This is a genomic window from Dietzia timorensis, assembly GCF_001659785.1.
In the GTDB taxonomy this organism is placed as follows: Bacteria; Actinomycetota; Actinomycetes; order Mycobacteriales; family Mycobacteriaceae; genus Dietzia; species Dietzia timorensis.
Genome location: NZ_CP015961.1, coordinates 2710035 through 2732741 on the forward strand (window position 1 = coordinate 2710035; position 22707 = coordinate 2732741).

Annotated in this window: 19 protein-coding genes and 3 tRNA genes; 9 read left to right on the forward strand and 13 right to left on the reverse strand. The window is 68.2% G+C overall.

The genetic code is table 11. The features are described from left to right. Window positions 1–101 precede the first annotated feature (101 nt). Together BJL86_RS12565 and BJL86_RS12570 are read left to right on the forward strand one after the other, a co-directional pair. Complete coding sequence (locus BJL86_RS12565; protein ID WP_156515439.1) at window positions 102–1877, forward strand: AMP-dependent synthetase/ligase; 1776 nt, start codon at window positions 102–104, stop codon at window positions 1875–1877. 64 nt (window positions 1878–1941) lie between these two features. Continuing rightward, window positions 1942–2865, forward strand: a complete 924-nt coding sequence (locus tag BJL86_RS12570) for a hypothetical protein (protein WP_067477760.1) — start codon at window positions 1942–1944, stop codon at window positions 2863–2865. A gap of 86 nt (window positions 2866–2951) precedes the next feature. Here the strand turns inward: BJL86_RS12570 and BJL86_RS12575 are convergent. From BJL86_RS12575 to BJL86_RS12595, 5 genes are all read right to left on the reverse strand, one after another. Beyond that, window positions 2952–3023: transfer RNA gene (locus BJL86_RS12575), tRNA-Met, on the reverse strand. A gap of 63 nt (window positions 3024–3086) precedes the next feature. Continuing rightward, window positions 3087–3159, reverse strand: a tRNA-Thr gene (locus tag BJL86_RS12580). Window positions 3160–3314: 155 nt separating this feature from the next. Beyond that, window positions 3315–5132, reverse strand: a complete 1818-nt coding sequence (gene crtI, locus BJL86_RS12585) for a phytoene desaturase family protein (protein WP_075844995.1) — start codon at window positions 5130–5132, stop codon at window positions 3315–3317. Between the two features lie 10 nt (window positions 5133–5142). Then, complete coding sequence (locus BJL86_RS12590; RefSeq protein WP_231887294.1) at window positions 5143–6054, reverse strand: phytoene/squalene synthase family protein; 912 nt, start codon at window positions 6052–6054, stop codon at window positions 5143–5145. Between the two features lie 176 nt (window positions 6055–6230). After that, window positions 6231–6312: transfer RNA gene (locus tag BJL86_RS12595), tRNA-Tyr, on the reverse strand. A 201-nt stretch (window positions 6313–6513) separates the two neighbouring features. Here BJL86_RS12595 and BJL86_RS12600 point away from each other — a divergent pair. The 4 genes from BJL86_RS12600 to BJL86_RS12615 all read left to right on the forward strand — a co-directional run bounded on the left by BJL86_RS12600 (window position 6514) and on the right by BJL86_RS12615 (window position 8653). Beyond that, window positions 6514–7008 carry a YajQ family cyclic di-GMP-binding protein gene (locus tag BJL86_RS12600; protein ID WP_067477766.1) on the forward strand — a complete coding sequence of 165 codons (495 nt, stop codon included), beginning with the start codon at window positions 6514–6516 and terminating at the stop codon, window positions 7006–7008. A 12-nt stretch (window positions 7009–7020) separates the two neighbouring features. After that, on the forward strand, window positions 7021–7665 hold the full coding sequence (locus tag BJL86_RS12605; protein WP_197487650.1) for a trimeric intracellular cation channel family protein: 645 nt from the start codon (window positions 7021–7023) through the stop codon (window positions 7663–7665). A gap of 397 nt (window positions 7666–8062) precedes the next feature. After that, window positions 8063–8401, forward strand: coding sequence for an MmcQ/YjbR family DNA-binding protein (locus BJL86_RS12610; protein WP_067477769.1), 339 nt, complete (start codon window positions 8063–8065; stop codon window positions 8399–8401). Window positions 8402–8410: 9 nt separating this feature from the next. Continuing rightward, entirely contained in the window at window positions 8411–8653 is a 243-nt protein-coding gene (locus BJL86_RS12615; RefSeq protein ID WP_067477772.1) for a DUF1272 domain-containing protein, read from the forward strand. 85 nt (window positions 8654–8738) lie between these two features. Here BJL86_RS12615 and BJL86_RS12620 read toward each other — a convergent pair whose 3' ends face one another. Then, window positions 8739–9842, reverse strand: a complete 1104-nt coding sequence (locus BJL86_RS12620) for a polyprenyl synthetase family protein (RefSeq protein ID WP_067477775.1) — start codon at window positions 9840–9842, stop codon at window positions 8739–8741. A gap of 202 nt (window positions 9843–10044) precedes the next feature. Here BJL86_RS12620 and BJL86_RS12625 point away from each other — a divergent pair, with 202 nt between their 5' ends. Beyond that, on the forward strand, window positions 10045–11385 hold the full coding sequence (locus tag BJL86_RS12625) for a geranylgeranyl reductase family protein (RefSeq protein WP_075844996.1): 1341 nt from the start codon (window positions 10045–10047) through the stop codon (window positions 11383–11385). Window positions 11386–11436: 51 nt separating this feature from the next. On the opposite strand, the gene BJL86_RS12630 is transcribed toward BJL86_RS12625, so the two are convergent. Next, entirely contained in the window at window positions 11437–12141 is a 705-nt protein-coding gene (locus tag BJL86_RS12630) for a demethylmenaquinone methyltransferase (RefSeq protein ID WP_067474048.1), read from the reverse strand. A 164-nt stretch (window positions 12142–12305) separates the two neighbouring features. Between BJL86_RS12630 and BJL86_RS12635 the strand changes: the two genes are divergently transcribed. After that, a complete protein-coding gene (locus tag BJL86_RS12635; RefSeq protein ID WP_067474040.1) occupies window positions 12306–12836 on the forward strand; it encodes a DJ-1/PfpI family protein in 531 nt (176 codons plus the stop codon). Window positions 12837–12923: 87 nt separating this feature from the next. Here BJL86_RS12635 and BJL86_RS12640 read toward each other — a convergent pair whose 3' ends face one another. From BJL86_RS12640 to BJL86_RS12655, 4 genes are all read right to left on the reverse strand, one after another. Beyond that, a complete protein-coding gene (locus BJL86_RS12640; protein WP_067474042.1) occupies window positions 12924–14213 on the reverse strand; it encodes a glycosyltransferase family 4 protein in 1290 nt (429 codons plus the stop codon). 63 nt (window positions 14214–14276) lie between these two features. Next, on the reverse strand, window positions 14277–14825 hold the full coding sequence (locus BJL86_RS12645) for a DUF3592 domain-containing protein (protein WP_067474045.1): 549 nt from the start codon (window positions 14823–14825) through the stop codon (window positions 14277–14279). Further along, the gene (menD, locus tag BJL86_RS12650; protein ID WP_075844997.1) at window positions 14825–16549 is read right to left on the reverse strand and encodes a 2-succinyl-5-enolpyruvyl-6-hydroxy-3-cyclohexene-1-carboxylic-acid synthase; all 1725 of its coding nucleotides are present in this window, start codon (window positions 16547–16549) and stop codon (window positions 14825–14827) included. Before menD ends, BJL86_RS12645 begins: the two co-directional genes overlap by 1 nt. Window positions 16550–16922: 373 nt before the next feature. Continuing rightward, entirely contained in the window at window positions 16923–18089 is a 1167-nt protein-coding gene (locus BJL86_RS12655) for an IS1249 family transposase (protein ID WP_067473417.1), read from the reverse strand. A gap of 207 nt (window positions 18090–18296) precedes the next feature. Between BJL86_RS12655 and purU the strand changes: the two genes are divergently transcribed. Further along, window positions 18297–19157, forward strand: a complete 861-nt coding sequence (gene purU / locus BJL86_RS12660; RefSeq protein ID WP_067478504.1) for a formyltetrahydrofolate deformylase — start codon at window positions 18297–18299, stop codon at window positions 19155–19157. Here the strand turns inward: purU and BJL86_RS12665 are convergent. Continuing rightward, window positions 19144–20430, reverse strand: coding sequence for a bifunctional glycosyltransferase family 2/GtrA family protein (locus BJL86_RS12665; RefSeq protein ID WP_067478507.1), 1287 nt, complete (start codon window positions 20428–20430; stop codon window positions 19144–19146). The two genes, purU and BJL86_RS12665, sit on opposite strands and share 14 nt — an antisense overlap. Before the next feature lie 4 nt (window positions 20431–20434). Next, a complete protein-coding gene (locus BJL86_RS12670; protein WP_075844998.1) occupies window positions 20435–22525 on the reverse strand; it encodes an ArnT family glycosyltransferase in 2091 nt (696 codons plus the stop codon). Window positions 22526–22707 lie beyond the last annotated feature (182 nt).

Genomic DNA, 22707 nt, shown 5'->3' on the forward strand with positions numbered 1-22707 from the left:
CTCTGTCCTTCTGTGTACAGTACACCGCACCGGGACGCTAAAGGAGCGGCATTGAGAATTTCCCGCTCGACATTGGACACACCGATCCCCGGAGCATGACCATGGCCACGACACTTTGCCACTACTTCCAGCAACGAGTCGCCGAGAACGGCGACGAGATTGCCATCAAAAATGCGGACGGCAGCGTTCGCCTCACCTGGTCCGAATACGGTGCGCAGGTTCGACGAGCTTCGGCGGCGCTGGCCGCCGAGGGGCTGCGTTCCGGCGAGGTGGTGGCGATCATGCTGAGCAACCGTCCGGATTTCCACGTCATCGACGCGGGCGTCATGCACCTCGGCGCGATCGCTTACTCGGTATATAACACCAGTGCGCCCGAGCAGATCGACTACCTGTTCAGCAATTCGCGCCCGAAGATCGTGTTCACCGAGAAGCAGTTTGAGGGCAAGGTGCGCGAGGCGCTCGCCATGCGCAAGGCCGAGGGTGACGCCTCCACCCAGCGGGTCGTCGTCATCGACTCCGCCGAAGAGGGCGAGGGCCTCGAGCCTTTCCTCGCGCAGGGCTCGGACGACTTCGATTTCGACGGCGCCTGGCAGGCAGTCGACCCCGGCGAGGTGCTCACGCTGATCTATACCTCGGGCACCACGGGCAACCCGAAGGGCGTCGAGCTCACCCATTCGAACCTACTCTACCAATTGGGAGTCATCTCCGCGGTCGTGGGCGATCTCAGCAACGGCCGGGTCATCTCCTATCTTCCGGACGCGCACCTAATCAACCGCTGGATCTGCCAGTACGCGCCGATGTACTTCAACATCGAGGTCACCGACGTCGACGATCCGAAGATCCTCGTCGATGTGCTCGGCCAGGTGCATCCGACGTTCTTCGTCGCCGTGCCGATGCTCTGGTACAAGATCGTCGGAAAGGTGAAGGCGACGATCGACGCCGAAGAGGGCGTCAAAGGCAAGCTGCTGCGCTGGGCCACCGGTGTCGGCGAGCGCCGCGCCGACGCGCGCGTCGCGGGCACGTCCCCGTCGCGTCGCGATGCGCTCGCCTATGCGGTCGCCGACAAACTCGTGCTGTCGAAGCTGCGCGAGAAGCTGGGCATGGATCAGCTCACCGCGGCGGTGTCGGGCGCGGCCCCGATCGACGCGAGCACCCTCGTGTTCCTGTCCTCGCTCGGCATCGACGTCCTCGAGGCCTGGGGCATGTCGGAAACCTCGGCGGTGACGACGGTGAACCCCGTGGCCAAGCCCAAGTTCGGCACGGTCGGCAAGGCCATCCCGGGCACTGAGGTCTCCCTCGACGAGGACGGCGAGGTCCTCGTGCGCGGCGGCGGCGTGATGCGCGGCTACCACCGCGATCCGGAGAAGACCGAGGACACGATCGACGAGGACAACTGGGTCCACACCGGCGATATCGGGCAGCTCGACGACGAGGGCTACCTCACGATCATCGACCGCAAGAAGGAACTGATCATCAACGACGGCGGCAAGAACATCTCGCCGGCCAACATCGAGGGCGCGCTCAAGGCCGCGAGCACACTCATCGGCTCGGCCGTCGCCATCGGCGATCGCCGCCCGCACATCTCCGCGCTCATCACCCTCGACCCGGACGTCGCCACCGAGTTCGCGGCGAAGGCGGGCGTCGAGGGCACGGACCCGGCGGATCTCGCGATCCACCCGGGGGTGCGCGACGCCATCGCCACGGCGGTCGAGGCGGCCAACGCGCGGCTGTCGCGGGTCGAGCACGTGCGCACGTGGGAAATCCTGCCGACGTTCTGGGCTCCCGGCAGCGACGAGCTCACGCCAACGCTCAAGCTGCGCCGGGTGCCGATCACGCGTAAGTACGCCGAGCAGATAGACGCGCTATACGCGAAGTAGGCCCGGGGCTCGATTGCGCGCGATCGGCCTATTCGACACCTGTTAACCACCTAGAATCTGGCAGATGCGGATCCGAAACGTCATCGAGCTCCCCACGAAGATCACCTTCGCCACGGCGGCCAGCGCGCTCGCCGTGGCGGAGGCGTCCATTTCGTTGTCGCGGCTTGCCGTGGAGAACGTCCAGGCCGAGCTGGGCGCGGCCCTCGACATCGAAACGCCGAAGCGGTCGGGCACCCCGCTCGACCTGCTGTACAAGATCAACGAGCTGCTCAACGAGGACCGCTCACTCGGCCGCGTTCTCGCCCCGGGCGGGCCGCTGGAACGCCTGCTCGCCCCTGGCGGGGTCGTCGACCGGCTCACCGCGCCCGACGGCTTCGCCGAGAAGCTCGCCAAGCCCGGCGGCCTCCTCGACCGAGCCACGGACGAGGACGGGATCCTCATGCGCATCACTGCCGCGGGTGGACCACTGGACCGGCTTACCCGGCCGGGCGGCGTCATCGATCAGTTCACCGAGAACGAGGGCATCCTCGAGCGCCTCACCGGCGAGGGCGGCGTCATCGACAAGCTCACCGAGCCGGGCGGCGTGCTCGAGCGCGTCCTCGACACCGGCGGCATCCTCGACCAGCTCACCGCGGTCGACGGCCTTCTCACCAAGCTCTCCGAGGACGATGGCCTACTCGACCGTGCCGTCGCCGACGGCGGCATCCTCGACACTGCATTCGGCCCCGAGGGCACCATCGAGCGCGCCATCTCCCCCGGCGGCGCGATCGACCAGATCTCCGAATTGTCGGCCTCGATCGGCGAGATCGCGCCGACCATCGTCGAGCTCCAGAAGACCGTCGCCGAGCTCAACCTCGCCGCGGAAACACTCAACTCCGCCGTCGTACCCGTGGGTGAACTCGTCGGTCGCCTTCCCAAGCGGCTTACCCGCGGCGCCGACAAGGACTCCCGCGCCGGCAACGGCTCGGGCGCCGGTCAACTCCCCTGAGCGACCTCAAACCCCGAGCTCGGCCGCACACGCAAGAACCCCTCGCCACGTTTTCCGCCGCGAGGGGTTCTTGCGTTATGTACTTGTAGCGATGGCCGGGTTCGAACCGGCGACACAACGATTATGAGTCGTTTGCTCTACCACTGAGCTACACCGCCGTGCCCTTACCCCGCCGCGCCTTGGCGCGAATCGCTGCCGCGAAAGCGACGAAGAAGAGTGCGAGCCCCCTGACGGAATCGAACCGTCGACCTTTTCCTTACCATGGAAACGCTCTGCCGACTGAGCTAAGGGGGCCGGTCCAACGCGCGACATTGCTACCCCGCGTTAAGGCCTAAAGTAGATTACATTGCCGCGCGGATATCTTCCAAATCCCCAGCGTTCACAGTTTTCGCCGCATCGCGGTCCCCCACCCATGACGGCGGGGGAAGCACTCATCCCGGCGCGTTCGTTCAGCGCCTACCGTGGCGATCCTGCGGCTGCATCGGCACCTCGGCCCGCGTCCCCTCCACCGCGTGCACGGCGAGTTCCGCTGAGATGAGGCACATGGGCAGACCGATCCCCGGCAGTGTTGATGAGCCCGCGTAATACAGTCCCTCGACTCGGCGCGAGGCATTCTTCGTCCGGAACATCGCGCTCTGGGCAAGCGTGTGCGCCGGCCCGAGCGCGGTGCCGCGCCAGGCGTACACGTCCTCGGCGAAATCGGCCGGGGTGATCACGTGCCGCTCAACGATCCGCTCGGCGAGATCGGGCACGCCGGTCCACTGCGCGATCTGCGCGATCACGCGGTGGGCCACGGCCTGCGCGGGATCGTCGGGATCCTCGGGGTCTCCGTCTCCGAAGCCGAGCGCGCCCGGGTCCTGCACGTGCCCGCCGGCGTCATCGACATCGGCGGGAACCGGCACGAGCACGAACAGGTTCTCGTGCCCGTCCGGTGCCACCGTGGAATCGGTCGCGGACGGCTTACAAATGTAGAGCGACGCGGGATCCGGCACGTGTGGGTCCCCGCCGAAGATCGCCTCGAACCCGCCCTTCCAGTCGCTCGCGAACAGCAGATTGTGATGGCGCAGCTCCGGAAGCTCCCCGCGCACCCCGAGCATGAGCACGAGCGCGCCCGGCCCCGGCGTCTTCTTGTCCCAGTATCGCTGCGGGTACGTGCGCCGATCCTCCTTGAGGAGGTGCTCCTCGAGGTGTTGGATATCGTGCGCGCCGATGACGGCGTCCGCGGGCAGCACCCGTGGGTTCGGCTCCCCCGCGGTGCGGATCCGCACACCGGTGGCGACGTATTCGCGCGGACCGTATCCCGTGGCGCGAGTGAATGCGCCGGCAAGTACCGGTCCCTTCCTCTGCAGGTACGGCACGTTCCACCTCAGCCAGTCGGCGATCCCCGAGGGCTTTCGCGAGGTGTACCTGGATACCGAGCTGCTCGTACGCGCTTTGATCTCCAGCGCCTCGGTATCGGTGAGGATCTCCGCGCCTTCGCGCTCGGCTGCGCGCCGAAGCGACTCTACGAATGTGGTGAATCCGGCGCGCGGGTAGTAAACGCCGTCGTCGAGGTCGAGGTGGCTCATCAGGTGGTAGAGCGCGGGCGTGCGATACGGGGAGGAGCCGAGGAACACGGCCGGGTAGTCGAGGATCTTGCGGATCGTAGGGTTGCGGAACCGCCCGGACACGAACGAGTGCAGATTGCGCAGCAGGAGCGGCACGAGCCGCGGGGCAACGGCGAGCACGTCGCGGCGGGCGAACGCGGCGGCGAGTCCACGCGCGCCGAAACGAGTGTAGAGGAAACGGCGCAGCGCGAGCGCATACGTGTGGCCGGCGGAGTCGAGGTAGTCGTCGAACGTGGCGCCGGCCCCGGGCTCGAGGGATTCGAAGAGTGCGCGCACGTTTGCGCGCCCGGAGCGCACCTCGATCGGCTCGGTGCCGCCGCGCTCGCCATCCCAGACCGCGTAGGCGGGATCGAGGCGGGCCAGGTCGAGTTCGTCTTCCGGCGTCATCCCCAGAAGCGAATAGAACTGCGCGAACACCTCGGGCATGAGGTACCACGACGGGCCGGTGTCCCAGCGGAAGCCGCCGGATTCGCGGGAGCCCGCACGCCCGCCGAGCGTCGGATTCTTCTCGACGAGGGTGACGGCGTGGCCGCGCCGCGCGAGCAGCGCCGCCGTCGCGAGCCCCGACACCCCGCCACCGATCACGACGACAGTCTTGCGCTCCCCTGCCGCCAGCCGGCCGAGGCCCGCGCGGGTAATGCTTTCGTCCTTCGGACTCATCGGGGCCTCGCTATCGTCTCTTGCTGACGGCGGAGTCGCGCACCGCCCTGGCGACGATGATCGCCTTCTCCCTGTTCGGGATACTCACGCGGCCGGCGGCGATGCATTCCGGACCGGCGGAGCGCAGGCGGCGCGACAGCTCGGCGAAGAGATCGTGTGCGGCGAGGACGGCGGCCCGATCGCGTCCGGGGATGCGCGCGATGCCCTCGCGGGCATGGGCGAAATCGGCGTCCATCTCGTCGCACAGCTCGGCGATATCGCCCTCGGTGAGGGCGTACGGATCGCGGCCGGGAAAGTAGTTGCGGCCGAGCTCGGTCGTATCCTCGCGAACGTCGCGCAGGAAGTTGACCTTCTGGAATCCGGCGCCGAGCGAGCGGGCGGACGCCGCGGCCTCGGCGTCCCCGGCGAGCGCGCCGCCGGCGAAGACGCGCATGCACATCTCGCCGATCACCTCGGCCGAGCCGTGGATGTATTCGGCCAGCTGTTCGCGGGTGTATTCGGTGCGCGTGATGTCCATGCCCATCGAGCGAAAGAACGGGTCGATGAGCTCGGCGCCGATGCCGTACTCGGTCGCGGTAGCTGCGAAGGAGTGGACGATCGGGTCGGTGGAGAACCCGCGTACCAGCGCCGCGTAGACCTCGTCGCGGTAGCCAGAGAGGCGGGCGGCGAGCTGCTCGGCGTCGCGGTCCTGGTTGTCGCCGGGCGTTGCCGTTCCAGTAGGCGGCGGGGCGAAGGTGCCGTCGACGATTTCGTCGGCGACGCGAACGAGAGCGTAGATCGCCGCGATGTGCTCGCGGGTTCTAGGCGCGAAGAGCCTGCTGGCGAGGGTGAATGAGGACGAGTACGCGGCGAGTAGCTGCCAGGAGCAGCGCCGCGCTGCTGCGGTGAATCGCGCGAGATTGGCCTCGTGTGGTGTTGTCACGCCTGCCATTGTTGCAGGCGGCCGTCTTTTCCTGCGCGCCGCTCTCGGCAGCCCCGTGTCGACGGTGCCGTATCGGCCGTGCCATTTCGGGGCGGCATTTCGGCGGGAATACTTCCATGACCAGTCGAAACGCGAAAACCCAGCCGACACGAATGTGTGGCTGGGTCTTCTTGTTGTGCCAGATCAAGGATTCGAACCTTGGAAGGCAATGCCGACGGATTTACAATCCGCTCCCTTTGGCCGCTCGGGCAATCTGGCGTGCGCCGTGTCGCGAAACCTGCGGTTCCGCCGTTAGGCGCGATGGATACAGTACCAAGCGCGCCGTGAAGATGGAAAATCGCGGTGCGTCCGACGTCAACAAGCGAGCTTGTGCCGCAGAAGGCCGATGCCCGCGGCTACCCTGGCGGTAATGCATCCGGGCGCTTTCGGGCGCTGAGGCGAAACGTTAGGAGTACAGCAATGGCTTCGGAATCCTCGTTCGACGTGGTCAGCGAATACGACCGGCAAGAGGTCGACAACGCGGTCAACCAGGCGGCGAAGGAACTCGGCAACCGCTACGACTTCCGCGGCACCGACACCACCATCGAATGGAAGGGCGAGGAGGTCGTCGAGATCTACGCCAACGCCGAGGAGCGCACGCAGGCGGCGAAGGACGTGTTCATCGAGAAGCTCGTGCGCCGCGGCATCTCGATGAAGACCGTCGACTTCGGCGATCCGATGTCCTCGGGCAAAGGCTACCGCCTCGTCGGCTCGCTGAAGAAGGGCATCGACAAGGAGCAGGCGAAGAAGATCACGAAGCTCATCCGCGACGAGGGACCCAAGGGCGTGAAGCCGACGATCCAGGGCGAGGAGGTTCGCGTGTCCTCGAAGTCGCGCGACGACCTGCAGGCCGTGATCTCTCTCCTCAAGGGCGCCGACCTCGACGTCGCGTTACAGTTCCAGAACTACCGCTAACCACCCGCGACCATGGTGTCCTCCGAGCTCCTCGTCCTGCTGCTCGACCTGGCGGGGACCGTCGCGTTCGCCGTGTATGGCGCACTGTCCGCGATCCGCTACACGCGGCTGGATCTCGTCGGCGTGCTCGTCCTGGGCTCGGTGACGGCGATGGGCGGTGGCGCCATGCGCGACGCGATCCTCGGAGCGACGCCGGTCAACGCGGTGTCCGATTGGCGCTACCCCGCCGCCGCCCTCTTCGGCGCGCTGATCACGTTCTTTGCCGCGCGGTGGCTCGCCCGCCTCGAACCGGCGATCGTGGTCTTCGACGCCCTCGGCCTCGGCTTCTTCGCAGTCTCCGGTGCGGGGACGGCGCTCGCGTTCGGGGCTTCGCCCGTGGGGGCCGTGCTGCTCGGGATGCTCACCGCGGTGGGCGGAGGGACCGTGCGGGACATCATGCTCAGCCGCATCCCCTCGATCCTGTACCAGGATCTCTACGCAACGTCCGCGCTGGTCGGAGCGTTGATCGTCGTCGTGTGCGAGGAGTTCGGCCTCGACGAGCTCGTCCCGGCTACGGTGGCTGTGCTCACGGCGATCACCATCCGCCTCGTGGCGTGGCGGTGGAAGATCTCGGCGCCCGGTGTGCCGTGGCGTGATTCGATTTCGGGTGCCGACTAGATTTCGCCTGCCGGCGGCTGGATTCTGCGTTGCAGGTCGCGACTCTCGCCGGGTTCGGCGATACACACCAACCCGAGGCTCTACACACCAACCTCCGGGTTATAAATTCGCCGAAATCACCGGGTTTTTCGACCCTCGGGTTGGTGTGTGCCCCTTCGCGTTGGTGCCTAACCCGCCGGACAACTGGCATGGCAACTCCGCAGCCCCTGGGTCTCCTTCCGCCACACGCGACAGCGCCGAAATTTCCAGAAACCGTCGAGAGTGTCGAAATTGGGCGTGCACAGAACGGTTTCTAAACATTTCGACGGTTTCTGGCTCCGCTAGTCTGGCCTCACAGTCGCGTCCGGCTCCCGCGCAAGTCTCCTCTGCCGCCGGCTCGACGAAGGAGGGGCCAGGAATGACCGACGACATCGCACGAGTGCGGCCGATCGCGCTCGATCTTCCCGGCAGCGAAGAGAAATCCTCCCACGGATGTCCGGCGTTTTACGTGCAAGGAAAACCCTTTGCCCGAATCCACGAGCAACCCGGGGTGCTGCTGCTGTGGCGGCCGAGCATCCTCGATCGAGAGGAATTGATCGCGGCCGAGCCGGCGAAGTTCTTCACCACCGACCACTACGCCCGGCACGCGAGTGTGCTGCTCCGGCTTTCCGAGGTGGACGAGATCGAACTTCGAGAACTCATCACCGAGTCTTGGGAGCTCCGCGCTCCGAAGCGACTTCGCGAATCGATGGAGTGAGGAACACCCATGCTGGCTATGAAGAAGTCCTGCGAACTGTGCGGCACGTCGATCGTCGCCGACGGTCGCGCGTATATCTGCAGCTACGAGTGCACGTACTGCGAGAGCTGCAACGCGAGGCTCGACGAGTGCCCCAACTGCGCCGGGGACCTCCAGCCGCGGCCCACGAGAACAACCGGCGTTTCGGAGATCTCCGCGCGCCTGCCGCAAATAATTCGCCGGCGCATAGGGACTCGCCGTCCCGGCCGCTGACCAGGGACGCCGGGTACTCGATCGCACGGCGACTGGCGGGCGGCGGGAGGCGCCGCGCGCGGCGGCCGGCGGAACCGCAGGCCCCTTAGCCGACGCGGGAGACCGTGAAGTTCACCAGCGCCCGGAGCGCATCGTTGGCCGGGCCCGCCGGAAGCGTGTCGAGCTCGGATTCGGCGGCACGGACGTACTCGGCGAGCTTGTCTTTCGCCTGTTGCATGCCCGCCGAATCGGCGAGCAGGCTGATTGCTTCGGCAACGTCGGCGTCATCGTCGATGGGCGCGGAAACCAGCTCGCGCAGGCGCGCCTCGCCCGGATCGGTGCCCTCGAGGACGTAGATGATCGGCAGCGTCGGGACGCCTTCGCGCAGGTCGGTACCAGGGACCTTGCCGGAGTCGCTGCTCGCCGAGGAGATGTCGATGATGTCGTCGGCGATCTGGAACGCCACGCCCACGGCGTCGCCATAGCGGCCGAGCGCCTCGATTTGCGCGTCGTCCAGGCCAGAGTAGATGCCGCCGAAACGGGCGGCGGTCGCGATGAGCGAACCCGTCTTCTCCCAGATGACCCGCACATAGTGGTCGACGGGATCGGCGGCGCGCGCGGCGACCTCGTTCTCGTCCGGCGAGTCCGTGCCCTGCGCGGCCTGCGCGTCGATTCGGGCGACGCCGAGACGTCCGACGGTCTCGCGCATCTGTCCCGTGACCAGCTCCGAGAACGTCCCCGCGATGAGCTCGACCGCGCGCGGGCCGAGCTGCGCCACGAGCATCGAGCCGTGGGCGAAAAGGAAGTCGCCCGCGAGGATGGCCATCGAGTTCGTCCACGCAGAGTTCGCCGACTCGACGCCGCGGCGCACGTCGGCCTCGTCCATCACGTCGTCGTGATACAGGGTGGCAAGGTGCACCATCTCGCACGCCACGCCTGCGGCGACAATGGATTCCGGATCGCGGTGGGGGCCGAGGTGGCCGGCCATCACCGTGAGCAGCGGGCGGAAGCGCTTGCCACCGGCCTTGACCAGGTGCAGCGCGATGTCGGAGAGGAACTTCTCGCCCGATTCGATGCGTGAGACGAGCAGATCTTCGACGGAAGCGAGGTCTTCGCGCAGCGCGGCAGCGAGCTCCGGGTCGCCGATATCCACGCCGGCGACGACGCTTGCCGCGCCTGACCCGGAATTAGCGGGCGCACTACTCGACATCCCTCACCTCACACGTTGTCCAGGGCCCAAAAACGGTGCCCTGCGGCACTATTGCACCCGCAGAAGGTAACGGGCGCTATGCGCTAGCCTACGTTCTCCGCCGCCTTCGCGGCGCACCGCGCCCGCGCGCGCGGGCGCAGGTGTGGCGGACACCTCATTCTAGGCACTCCGAATCCGCGAGCCCACTCATGTCGATGCCAAGATGGAGGGCGTGAGTGAGACAGCCGAGAACGCGCCCCGCCCGACCCCCGAGAACCACGCGCCACCCGCCGAGTGCGACGTGCTCATCGTCGGCGCCGGGCCCGCGGGTTCGGCGGCGGCCACGTGGCTCGCGCGGCGCGGCATCGACGTTGTCCTCGCCGACCGCGCGCCGCTCGGCCGGGACAAGACGTGCGGTGACGGGCTCACCCCCCGCGCGATGGCCGAGATGCGGCGCCTCGGGCTCTCCGAGTGGGCCGGCGAGCGGATCTCGATCCAGGGGCTGCGGCTACGCGGCTTCGGCACGGAGCACGAGATTCCGTGGCCCGCCGGGCGCTTCGGCACGCGTGGCTCCGCCGTGCCGCGGCGCGAGCTCGACCGCGCCCTCGCCGAGAAGGCTGCCGAAGAAGGTGCGCGGCTCCACGCGGGCTGGACCGCCCGGATTACCGGCACGTCCGACGTCATGGGCGGAGTTACCCCCTCCGAGGTGACGCTCTCCGGGCCGGACGGCGCCGAGCAGCAGATTTCGGCGCGCGTCGTCGTCGGCGCGGACGGGGCTCGCTCTTCGGTCGGCCGCGCGCTCGGCCGCCGCTGGCACAGGGACCTCCCCTTCGCGGTCGCCGCCCGGTCGTATATGACGGCGGACGCGCACGATCGCCCGTGGATCGGCTCCGACCTGGAGCTGCGCGATGCGGCCGGTGCCATCCAGCCCGGCTATGGCTGGGTGTTCCCGCTCGGCGATGGTTCGGTCAACCTCGGTGTCGGCGCGCTCGCGACGTCGGATCGGCCGGCGAACGTCAACGTCCGCGAACTGCTCGCGGCGTACGTGCCGAAGGTGCGCGAGGAGTGGGGCCTGCACGGTGAGCCGCGCGAAGTGGCCAGCGCGTTCCTGCCGATGGGCGGGGCGGTGTCCGGCGTGGCGGGGCCCAACTGGGCGCTCACCGGCGACGCTGCGGGGCTCATCAACCCGCTCAACGGCGAGGGTATCGACTACGGGCTCGAGGCGGGCCGCCTGCTCGCCGGGGTTGTCGCAGAGCATCTTTCCTCCACAGATCCGCTGGGCGCGGGCGCGCTGACCAAGGTGTGGCCGCAGGTGCTTCGGAAGGAGTTCGGCCCTTCCTTCGCGCTGGCGCGGCGGCTCGCGGCGCTGCTCACCTACCCGCGATTCCTGCCTGCGGTCGGGCCGACAGGAATGGGTTCGGAAACGTTGATGACGGCGGCGGTGCGGTGCATGGGCAACGTGGTGACCGAGGACGACGCGGACCTGGTCTCGGCGCTGTGGCGCGGTTTCGGCAGGGGCCACCGGCTCATCGACCGCGTGCAGGGGCGGCCGCTGTTCGCCTGATGCGGATGCAGCTGCGGATTAGGACCCCAGCGGCTTGCGCCGCTAACGCCGCTAGCGCTTCTTCGGGGCCGAGGGCTTCTCGGCGATGTGCAGCGCGACCATCCCGCCGGTGAGATTGACGACGCGGCACGCGGTCCACCCGGAGTCCTCGATGATGTCGGCGAGCTCCGCCTGGGCAGGCCATTCGCGGATGGACTCGGCGAGGTAACTGTAGGCGTCGGGGTTCGAGGACACGCGCGTGGCGATCGCCGGGAGCGCGCGCATGATGTATTCGATGTAGACCTTGCGGAAGGGGCCGAACACCGGCTGCGAGAACTCGCAGACCACGAGGCGGCCGCCCGGGCGAGTCACCCTCGCCATGTCGGCGAGGCCCGCCTTGGTGTCGGCGACGTTGCGCAGGCCGAAGGATATGGTGACCGCGTCGAAGGACAGATCGGCGAACGGAAGCGCCATCGCATCCGCGGCGACCTTCGGCACATCGCGCTTCGCACCGTTTTTGAGCATGCCGAGCGAGAAATCCGCCGCGACGCAGAACGCGCCGGACTTGGCCAACCCCTCGGTGGATACCGACGTGCCGGCGGCGATATCGAGGATCCGCTCGCCCGGCCGCGGCGAGAGCTCCGCGCGGGTGCGCGCCCGCCAGGCCTTGTCGAGCCCGGCCGTCATCACCGTATTGGTGAGGTCGTAGCGGGCGGCGACGCCGTCGAACATCGAGGCGACATCGCCGGGCTGCTTGTCTAGATTTGCGCGTGACACGCCCACGAGCTTACCGCCTCGCGGCCCCGGAGCGCGCGCGTGCCCTGGGCTCCTGCATACCCGGCGACGTGCCGCGTAGCGTCGGTGGAGCAGGGATTTTCGCCCTGACTCGGCGGGCACGCCCCGCCGTCATACGACGCTTCCACGCTTCGTGAGGAGAAAAAATGGCCAAGAAGATCGTTATCCTTTCCACCGATTTCGGCACCGAGCGCGACGAGATCACGGTCCCGCTACGCAAGCTGCGCGAGTCCGGCAACGACGTGACGGTCGCGACGCCGTCCGGCGAAGACGTACAGACCTTCCTCCACGACAGAGACCGCGACGTCGCCGTGCCCACCGATACCAAGGTCGCGGACCTGAGCGGCGAGTTCGATGTGGTCGTGCTCCCCGGTGGCACGCTCAATGCCGATGCCGCGCGCGTCGATGAGGGCATCCGCACGCTGGTCAAGAAACAGGCGGACGCGGGCCGCACCATTGCCGCCATCTGCCACGCCCCGTGGGTGTTGGTCGACGCGGGGCTCGCGAAGAACAAGAACCTCACCTCGGTCGGCAACATCCGAGCCGACATGATCAACGCCGGTGCAACGTGGCACGACGAGCCCGTCGTCACATGCGAGACCGGGGGCTGGCCGCTCATCACCTCGCGAACCCCGGACGATCTCGACGCATTCGTCGAAGCTATCGAGAAGGCGTAGCCGGCCTTGCCGAGCGGGGCTCCGCTCGGCCATCACGGCGCGACGCCGATGCCAAGGCACGACGCAGCGACGCGTTAGAGTGCCGCGTTAGAGCGCTGCGAGTGGGGCGCGTCGGCGTGAAATCCAGGTCCGCGGGGCGAGCGGCTCGAACGCCCACGGGCGGACGACGCGCCGCGAGCGAGCGCCAACCGCCTCGTAGTGCTCCATGAGCGGCTCGCACAGCGAGTCCCAGGTGCGCTCGGCGACGGTGTCGCGCGCGGCGAGCCGGTAGCGCGGCAGGTCGGTAAGGATCTCGTCGACCGTCGTGGAGACCCGCGCGGCGTACTCGCTCGGCGCGAGCAGGAAGCCGTTGATCCCGTCCTGCACGAGGTCGCGCGGTCCGCCTGCGCGCGGGCCCACGACGGGAACGCCGGAGGCGTGCGCCTCCTGGATGGCCTGACAGAACGTCTCGAACTCGCCGGCGTGGCAGAACACGTCCATCGTCGCGTACGCGGCGTGGAGCTCGGCCCCGCCGAGCGCGCCAGTGAATACGGCATGCGGCATCGCGCGTTCGAGCGCGCCGCGCTCCGGCCCGTCACCGACGATGACCAGCTGGATGTCGCCGCCGGGTCCCGAACGGTCGGCCAGTGCCTGCAGCCGCTCGACATGCTTCTCCGGGGCGAGCCGTCCGACGAAACCGACGACCGGGCGCCCCTGCGGGGACCAGAAGTTGTGCAGTTCCTCGCGGCGCTTGGACGGGTTGAATCCTTCCGCGTCGACCCCGCGGCCCCAACGGTGCAGGCGCGGAATGTGATGCGCGGCGAGATCCTCCATCGCGGCCGTCGACGGCGCGAGGGTCCGCGCGCAGGAGGCGTGCACTGTCCGGATCCACGCCCACACGGCCTCCGAGAGCATGGAGTACCCGTAGGACTCGGAGAATCCGGCGACATCGGTCTGGTACACGGCGACGCACGGCACGCCGAGGGCCTTCGCGGCCGCCGCGCCGGCGGCGCCGAGGGAGAACGGCGAGGCGAGGTGCACCACGTCCGCGTCGAACATCTTGAGCGCGGCGTAGACGCTCGGGCTCGGCGCGGCCACCGGGAGCGAGGAGATCCCCGGCACTCGCACAGCCGTCACGCGGTGGATCGGATAGCCGAGGTAGTGGTCGCGGTCCCCGTAATGCACGGACTCCGCCGTCAACAAGGGACTGAGCGCCTGCACGTACGGATTCGCCCGCACGGCGGTGGTGGCGCCCTCGATCAGCCCGACCTCGGCGCGTGGCGCGATGACAAGGCATTCGTGCCCGTGCCGCCGCGCGTATTCGAGCACACGCAGCACGGAGTTGGTGACCCCATTGACGTTGGGAAGGAACGACTCGGCAACGATTGCGATACGCACAGCCCTTATCGTCGCTCCACCAGCTGGACTACGGGTGAGTCGAGGTCAACGCGTCGGCCACCTTTAGGTGACATCTTGGCGACCCGGGTTAACGTCTCGTGTCCCATGGGTGTCCTCGTGCGCCTCGTCGTGAGAATCAGCGCCGGACCGTTCGCCGGATCGACCGCCCGCCCCGGAGCGCCGCAGTACCCGCCCGGCCCCCAGGTACGCGAGCAGGCACGGACCACCACCGAGTATGACGACGGAGGCGATGGGCCACGCGGCGACGGTCCATGATCTCCCCGATACTCGGACCAGCGACGGATTGGCGCGGCGGTAATCGACCTGAATGCGCTGCCCCTCGGCGAGCCCGGTGGGATAGAAGACCCCCTCGGGCGGGCGCACGTGCTGCCCGGTCTCGGTGGTGAACGAAATGGCCGCGCGACGCGGGGACACATCGGTGACCAAAGCGGTAGCGGTCGCGCGGTCGGCGTCGATGCGCACGTCGTCGATCACCACCGACGCTGCAAGCAATCCGGCGCCGACGACGATGAAGATCCCGAGCGTCGCGGCGACGATCTGGACGATGCGCGCGGGCCTGCGCTTGCGGCGCCGGCGGACCGAGGCGGCCATCACCGGCCCCCGATGCGGCGGTGGCGTTCCCGTAGCCCGCGGCGCGAGGTGCGCACCTCGAGCACGCGCACACCGCCCGCGCCACCGGCGAGTAGCCCGGGGAGCTCGCCGATCTCCGGCGCCGCGTACGCGATGCCGTAGCCGGCGCACAGCGCGGCGAGGTCGGCGTGGTGCGGGGTGCCGAAGACCCGCTCGAAGTGCGTGGCGAACCGTTCATCGCCCTGTTCTAGGAGGGAGAAGATGCCTCCGCCCGAATCGTTGGCGACGACGATGGTGAGGTCCGCGGGGCGCGGCTCCCCCGGGCCGACGAGCAGCGCGCCGATGTCGTGGAGGAACGTGAGATCGCCGACGAGCGCGACCGTCCGGCCGCTCGCCGTCCCGCCGTCGCGAGACAGCGCGATCCCCGTCGCGGTCGAGACGTTGCCGTCGATGCCGGAGGCGCCGCGGTTCGAGTAGACCCGCACCCCGCCGGGCAGGGCGTCGACGAGCGAGACGTCGCGGATGGGGTTCGATGCGCCGACGAATAGCGCGTCCCCCTGCGCCAATCCGCGCATGACGGCGGAGGCCACGTCCATCCCCGTCGGCGGCACCTCCCCGTCCGCTGATTTCCGCAATTCGGCGTGTACCGCCTGTCGGGCTTTCGTGTTCGCGTTCGACGCCTCGGCGAGCCACTCCTCGCCGGCCTGCCATTCGGCGGCACCGGACCGGGGCGCAGGCAGCGCCGGCAACTGGGTCTGCGCTGCGCCCGAGGGGTTGTAATACAGGTGCGAACGCCCGCGGATGGCGAACACCTCCACCCCTTGCCTGGACAGCAGCGTGTTCACCGGCCGGTGGAGGGTGGGCCGGCCGACGACGATCACGCGGTCCGGCGACAGCGCGGGCACGGCGAGTGGGTGCACGGAGTGGCGCGGCACGGCCGCACCGGGCTCGGCGAACGTCGGGAGGCCGGCGAGAGGGCCGAGCTCTCCGGCATCGGAGCCGGCAATGACGAGCGTGCGCGTCGCGGGCCCGAAGTCGAGGCCGTCGAAGTGGGCGGCCGGGGCCGCCTGCCCCGGGCCGGGGCGCGCGGAGGCCGCGGGGGTTGCGGCGTCCGACGTCATCAAGCGGGTGATCCATGGATTGGCGGCCTCGCCCTCGCCGGCGCCCAAGAATGCGGCGGTGTCGTCCTCGTCGCCCTCGCCGGGCACGAGCGGCTCGACGAAGGGCAGGTCGAGCTGCACGGGGCCGGGCGCCGGATCCTGCGACAGGTGCATCGCGCGGCCGACGAGCGAACGCCAGCGTGGCGCCTCGGCGAGGTCGCGCGCGAGCGGCATGTGCGCCGTCGGCGCGTGCTGGCCGAAGGCGCGGTGCTGCTCGATGGTCTGGTTCGCGCCGCTGCCCCACAGCGAGGGCGGGCGGTTCGCGGTGACCGCGATGACCTGCACACACGACTCGTGCGCCTCGATGATCGCCGGGTGCAGGTTCGCCACGGCGGTGCCGCTGGTGACGACGACCGGCACCGGCAGGTCCGAGTCAAGGGAGAGACCGAGAGCAAGAAAGCCCGCGCTGCGCTCGTCGATCCGCACGTGCAGCCGCACCCGCTCCTCCGCCGCCGCCGCGGCGAGCGCGAACGCGACGCCCGCGCTGCGCGAGCCCGGGCACAGCACGACATCGCGCACCCCGTGGCGCAGGAGTTCGTCGACGACGATGCGCGACTGGGCGGTGGAGGGGTTTGCGGAAGTCATTGCTCCCAAGCCTAATCGGGTGGGCCGCGCACCGGACATCGACACTCATTTCGGCCGCGCCATCTGGGATTATGAAATCTTTTTCGATGTTGACGGTTATAGGGCGTAACGATTTCCGCGCCCGATGCAATGTCGTAATTGTCCCCTCGATGGACACTGCGCACCGCACAACGCGGTGCGCCCGCGAGAATTGCCCCGCGGCGTAAACCCTCGTCCGGCCGCAAGAGTCGGTCGACGCCCCGGGCAGCGAATGGCTCCGAGCGCGCAGCGTGTCACCTCCACGCGAAATACCTTGGTCGCGCTCGGAGCCATTAAATTTTCCGCCCGTCACGCGGGCTAAGGGACAAAATGTGTGTCTGGCTCGGGCGTGTCGTTAGTGGATCCATCCTTTTTGGATGCCTTGGGAGTTGGACCATTCGATAGCGTTGTCGTAGAGGGCTGGTCGTCCGGTTTCGTGGTCGGCGAGGTTCTCGTTGTGGGTGAGGGCTTGTGCTTTGGCGAGTGCGTTCTTGCCCCACTGTTGGCCTCTGGCGATCTGTAGCGGGTCGTCAGGGGCTTCGGTTTTGAGATAGAGCCACCATTCGCACATCAGGCGTTGGTGTTCGGCGGCTTGTCCGCGGTGGGCGAAGGCGTGGACTTTGATCCCGGCATTGATGCCGCCCTCGAGAGTGTTCGTGGTTGCTGTGATGAGTTCGGGGGCTATCGCGCCCGGTGGCGGGTCGAGATAGCGAAATAACAGTTTGTGTCTGTGCAGGTAGAGCAGGCTGTTATACGCTTTCCGGGTTCGGTCGTGGGTGAAGGTCCACGCGCCGGTCTTACCTGGAGGTGGCGGGGTCTTTTCGTTGAGCCAGTGTTTGTAGATCCGTCCGAAGTCGTTGAGGTGGACGATCCATTCGGTGGCCTGTTCCACGGTCGTGATGCGGGTCAGTTGCAGGGCAAGTTGGTAGATCGCTCGACCGGCGTCGGTTCGTGGCCTGCTGGTGGTGTGGCGGCGGACGTTGCGTTGGGCATGGACCAGGCAGCGTTGCACGATCGTGCGAGGCCATTGCTTGGCGATCGCGGTGGCAGCGCCTTGGCCGCCGTCGATGACGACCATCAGTGGTGGGGCCATATGTTCGAGCAAGGTGCGGTAGGCCTGGATATTTTCACGGCGGGCCCAGTGCCAGGCCACAACGTGTGTGCGGGTCGCGGCCACCAGCAGGCACCCGGCTGCGGTATAGGTTCCGTCGATAAATAGCTGGTCATAGACGCGGAAACGGTCGGCGGGGACCGGGACTTGGACGTACCAGAACGTGTGGAAATAGCGATTGAGGGTGCGCCTGGAAATTCCGTGGTCGGCCGCAACCTGGTCGAGAGAGCCGGTTCCGGTGAGGTAATCGATGAACCAGCGGAAACGAGCATCGAGCCGCCGATCGGGGCGGTGTTTGGTCGAAGAGGATCCACACGATCGGCATCGCCATCTGGTCGTGCCGGCGCCTGTTGTGCCGTTGCGTTTCATCGTGTGACCACATATCGGGCATGCGGGGTGATTTTGGGCCATTACGCCAGCACACGCCCCGGCACTCATAACCGGCTGCAGATGTCACGTAAGGTCGCGAAATAATGATCAGCGGATTATAAATATCGAATCCGCGCAGCTCATCCCTCACAAATCACCGATCTCAGACACACTTTTTGTCCCTTAGCCCCGTCACGCGCAGCGACCTCGGGCGAACGCCGGTAATGGCGACCGTTAAGATTAATGCCCATGAGCACCCTCCGCCAGTCGGAATTCGTCGTGACCCTCGTGTGCCCGGACGGGCCGGGCATCGTCCACGCGGTCACGGGCGCTGTGCTCTCCGTCGACGGCAACGTCACCGAGAGCCAGCAGTTCGTCAACGCCGATAATGGCCACTTCTACATGCGCCTGCAGGTGCAGACCGACGCGAGCGCGGACGCGCTTCGGGAGGCGCTCGACTCCGTCGTCACACGGCATAAGGCGGATTTGTCCGTTGACGTCGCCGGCCGGCAATGCAAGACATTGATCCTCGCGTCGAAGGAGGAGCATTGCCTCGGCGACCTGCTGTTCCAGCGCAGCAGCGGCAATGTGCCCATCGATGTGCCGGTGGTGCTCGCGAACCATCCGAACCCGGGGCCGCTGTCGCAGTTCTACGGCGTCGATTTCGAATACCGGCCGATCGGCGGCGCAGAGGACAGGGACGCGTTCGAGCGGCGGGTGCTCGAGCTCGTCGACGCCTACGACATCGAGCTCGTCGTGCTCGCCCGGTACATGCAGATCCTCTCGCCTGAGCTGTGCAAGAAGCTCGCGGGGCGGTGCATCAACATCCACCACTCGTTCCTGCCCGGATTCAAGGGCGCGAACCCGTACCGGCAGGCGCACGCGCGCGGGGTCAAGCAGATCGGCGCGACCGCTCATTTCGTCACCGCCGATCTCGACGAGGGGCCGATCATTGAGCAGGAGGTCACGCGCGTCGACCACACGCGCTCGGTGGACGAGCTCCGCGCGATCGGGCAGGACACCGAATCGCGGGCGCTGCGTCAGGCGGTGACATGGTTCGCGCAGTCCCGGGTCCTGCTCGACGGGCAGCGGAAGATCATCTTCCCGTAGGCGCCCCGCAGCTCGCGGGGATGCCGTTCGCGTCGGCGGGCTCCGACGCTTCGGCCCGTTCGGGCGGTTCGACCCCGTCCACCCTTCGCCAGCGGCGCATGACAAAGAACTTCACCACCGTCGCCGCGATCGTCCCCACCCCGACGGTGACCGTCTGCACGGCCGTCGGCGCGCCCGGCCACACCGCGCCGAGCACGGCCAGCGCGCCAGCGGTGAGCAGCCACGTGAGCCCGAGAATCGCCAGCCCCTGCACCTGGTGCCACAGGGTTCCGCGCCGGGACACGACGTTGAACGTCCACGACCGGTTGAGCGCGGTGTTAATGACCGTCGCGGCAGCGAGCGCCACGATATTCGCGATCTGCGCCGTCATGATTCCCAAGACCTGCAGAACGGCGAACCCGCCCAGGTGGAGGACGGTGGTCAGCGCTCCGACGGCGGCGAAGCGGATCACCTGGCCGCCGGTCTGCGCCGAGGGCATCGTGCGGCCGATCCGCGCGCGGATCTCGTCGACCGGCAGCGCGCCGCGCCGCAGCGAGCGGCGCACCCGCAGAACTCCGCGGATGTCGTCGAGCGCGGTGCCGACCACGTCGACCCGCGAATCGGGGTCGTCGTACCAATCGACGGGCACCTCGTGGATGCGAAGTCCGCTGCGCTCGGCGAGCACGAGAAGCTCGGTGTCGAAGAACCATGCGTTATCGCCGACGAGCGGCAACAGCTGCGCGGCGACGTCCGCGCGGATCGCCTTGAACCCGCACTGCGCGTCGGTGAACCCCGCGCCGAGTGCCACCGACAGGCCCGCGTTGTAGCAGCGCGAGATGAACTCGCGGCTCGTCCCGCGCACCACCCGCGAGGCCCGGTGCAGCCTCGTGCCGATCGCGAGGTCCGAGTGCCCGGACATGAGCGGCGCGACGAGCGGCCACAGCGCGCCGAGGTCGGTGGACAGGTCCGCGTCCATGTACGCCACGACCATCGCGTCGGAGGTGCTCCACACCGCCTTGAGCGCCCGGCCGCGCCCCTTCTCCGCGAGCTGCACGAGGCGAACCACCCCGGTATGACGTCGGACGAGCTCCGCCGCGACGCGGCCGGTGCCGTCGGTGGACCCGTTGTCGGCGATGGTGATTCTGTACGGGTACGGGAAGGTATCCGCGAGGTGGCGCTGCAGCCGTTCGACGCACGCGCCGATGGTGTGGACCTCGTTGAGCACGGGAACGACGACATCGAGGACGAGCGTTCCCGGGCGGGTTTCGATTCCAGGATCTGTCGATATGTGCACCGGACTACTCCCCTGCGCCGTCGAGAGGTGCGGTCATGTCGTAGAACGTCTGGTCGCCGTAGGTGACGGCGGTGAAGTTCTCCTCGGCCCACTCGACGATCTCGGCCGCTTCGTTCGATCCGCCCATCTGCGCACCGCCCATGCCGCCGGAGGCCAGGACGTAATGCACCTTTCCGTCGGCGACGTATTGCTGGAATTGCTCGAGCGTGGGGCTCGGGTCGGAGCCGTTGAACCCGCCGAGCGACATGACCGGAAGCTCTGTCGCCAGCTGAAGGCCGGCCGCGCTCTGGCTACCGATCGCCGCGGCGACCCAGGTGTAGTCTCCGGCGTCCGCGCTCAGCGCGTCGACGACCTCGGCGCTCGGTTCGGAGGCGTCGAGCAGGCCGCCCATGCCACCACCGCCGCCGGGCATTCCTCCGCCCGCGCCGCCGTCGGTCGCTCCGCCGGGTATTGAGCCCGGGGCTGCGCCAGCAGCGCCACCGGGCATTCCGCCCGGTCCGCCCATGCCGCCCGGTCCGCCCATGCCGCCGGGTCCGCCCATGCCGCCGGGGCCAGCGGTGACAATCGAGCCGGTGACCTCGGAGTTCACCGTGGTCGCGGCGTAGGCAAGTTGGCCCGCGGACCCGCTCACGAGCGCGGCGAGCACGACCGCCGTCATCCAGCGTTTCCCTATGCGGTGCGCGACGAGGAAGGCGAGCGCCGCGAAGATGCCGGCCGCGAGGACCACGATGCGCAGCCAGTCGCCGTAATAGTCGGCGCGGGTGAGGAGGACGAAGCCCCACACGCCGGCGGCGAGGGCCGCGAGGGCGAGCGGGATTCGGCCGGCGACGCGGTCGCGGTGTTGCCACGAAAGCGCGCCGCCCATGCCGACCATCGCGGCGATCGCCGGGGCGAGCGCCACGGTGTAATAGGAGTGGAAGATCCCGGCCATGAAGCTGAAGGTCACGAAGGTGACGGCGAACCATCCGCCGAACACGATGAGCGCGGCGCGGCGAGCATCGGTGCGCGCGGCGCGGCCGAGCAGCCACAGGCCGGCGACGAGCAGGACGAGCGCAGCGGGGATGAGCCAGGAGATCTGGCCGCCGGATTCGGAATCGAACATGCGCCAGATCCCGGTCTCGCCCCACATGCCGCCGCCGGGGGCACCGGCCATGTCCCCGCCGCCGGGGCCGCCGACTGCGCCGACCTGCTCGCCGTTGATGCGACCGAGGCCGTTGTAGCCGAAGGTGAGCTCGAGGAACGAGTTGGTTTGGCTGCCGCCGATGTAGGGGCGCGCGGATTCGGGCACGAGCTCGACGATCGCGACCCACCAGCCGCCGGCGACGACTACCGCGGCGATCGCGGCGAGGGACGCGACGATCCTGCGGCGGATCGGCGCCTGCGCGCAGATGAGGAACGCGAGACCGAAGAACGGCACGACGAGGAACGCCTGTAGCGTCTTGGTGAGGAACGCGAACCCGATGATCACGCCGACGAGGGTCATCCACCCGACGGCGCGGCGCTCCGAGGTGATCGCGCGCAGCGTCGCCCAGGCGGCGAGCGTGAGCAGGAATACCAGCAGCGCGTCCGGGTTATTGAAGCGGAACATGAGCACGGCCACGGGCGTGATCGCGAGCGTCGCGCCGGCGAGTAGCCCGGCGCCGGGCCCGAAGTAGCGGCGCACGGTGCGGTAGAGGACATAGACGGTCGCGACGCCGAGGAGCACCTCGGGCAGCAGGATCGCGAACGTGTTGAGCCCGAACGCGCGCACGCTCAGCGCCATGAGCCACAGCGCCGCCGGCGGCTTGTCGACGGTGATCGAGTTCGCCGCGTCGGAGGAGCCGTAGAAGAACGCTGTCCAGTCCTCGGAGCCGGCCTGCACGGCCGCCGAGTAGAAGGAGTTCGCCCAGCCGTTCGCGGTGATGTTCCAGAAGTACAGCACCGCGGTGCCGATGAGTAGCGCGGCGACGGCGCCGCGGCTCCACAGCGGGTCGCGCCCGCGGCCGTCTGCGGTCGGGAAGTGGTCTGTGTCTCGTGGTGGCGACGCAGGTCCCGCCGCGGCGCCCGATTCGGGGCCCGGCGAGGCGGCGTCGCGCTCTGTGGCAGTTGTGGTCATGGCAACGACCCTCTCCCGCCATGCTGTGACGCTCCTGTGCACATCCACGGCGCTTCTTGGGAGTTCCTTCGCTCACACCGATCAGCGATTAATCGCTGCACCCCAGGGCGCTCACAGCGCCGCCCAAGGTTCGCCACCCATGCTTGCCGCATGGAAAAATCTTCTTCACATTCACAGAACAA

Bases quoted from the DNA above. Each gene is read 5' to 3' on its own strand.
- BJL86_RS12645 (WP_067474045.1), bottom strand. From the start codon at position 14,825: ATGGCCGCCTCGGTCCGCCGGCGCCGCAAGCGCAGGCCCGCGCGCATC.
- BJL86_RS12610 (WP_067477769.1), top strand. From the start codon at position 8,063: ATGACCGACGACATCGCACGAGTGCGGCCGATCGCGCTCGATCTTCCC.
- BJL86_RS12615 (WP_067477772.1), top strand. From the start codon at position 8,411: ATGCTGGCTATGAAGAAGTCCTGCGAACTGTGCGGCACGTCGATCGTC.
- BJL86_RS12625 (WP_075844996.1), top strand. From the start codon at position 10,045: ATGGAGGGCGTGAGTGAGACAGCCGAGAACGCGCCCCGCCCGACCCCC.
- BJL86_RS12620 (WP_067477775.1), bottom strand. From the start codon at position 9,842: ATGTCGAGTAGTGCGCCCGCTAATTCCGGGTCAGGCGCGGCAAGCGTC.
- BJL86_RS12600 (WP_067477766.1), top strand. From the start codon at position 6,514: ATGGCTTCGGAATCCTCGTTCGACGTGGTCAGCGAATACGACCGGCAA.
- BJL86_RS12570 (WP_067477760.1), top strand. From the start codon at position 1,942: ATGCGGATCCGAAACGTCATCGAGCTCCCCACGAAGATCACCTTCGCC.
- BJL86_RS12635 (WP_067474040.1), top strand. From the start codon at position 12,306: ATGGCCAAGAAGATCGTTATCCTTTCCACCGATTTCGGCACCGAGCGC.
- BJL86_RS12670 (WP_075844998.1), bottom strand. From the start codon at position 22,525: ATGACCACAACTGCCACAGAGCGCGACGCCGCCTCGCCGGGCCCCGAA.
- BJL86_RS12655 (WP_067473417.1), bottom strand. From the start codon at position 18,089: ATGGCCCAAAATCACCCCGCATGCCCGATATGTGGTCACACGATGAAA.
- purU (WP_067478504.1), top strand. From the start codon at position 18,297: ATGAGCACCCTCCGCCAGTCGGAATTCGTCGTGACCCTCGTGTGCCCG.
- BJL86_RS12605 (WP_197487650.1), top strand. From the start codon at position 7,021: ATGGTGTCCTCCGAGCTCCTCGTCCTGCTGCTCGACCTGGCGGGGACC.
- crtI (WP_075844995.1), bottom strand. From the start codon at position 5,132: ATGAGTCCGAAGGACGAAAGCATTACCCGCGCGGGCCTCGGCCGGCTG.
- BJL86_RS12565 (WP_156515439.1), top strand. From the start codon at position 102: ATGGCCACGACACTTTGCCACTACTTCCAGCAACGAGTCGCCGAGAAC.
- menD (WP_075844997.1), bottom strand. From the start codon at position 16,549: ATGACTTCCGCAAACCCCTCCACCGCCCAGTCGCGCATCGTCGTCGAC.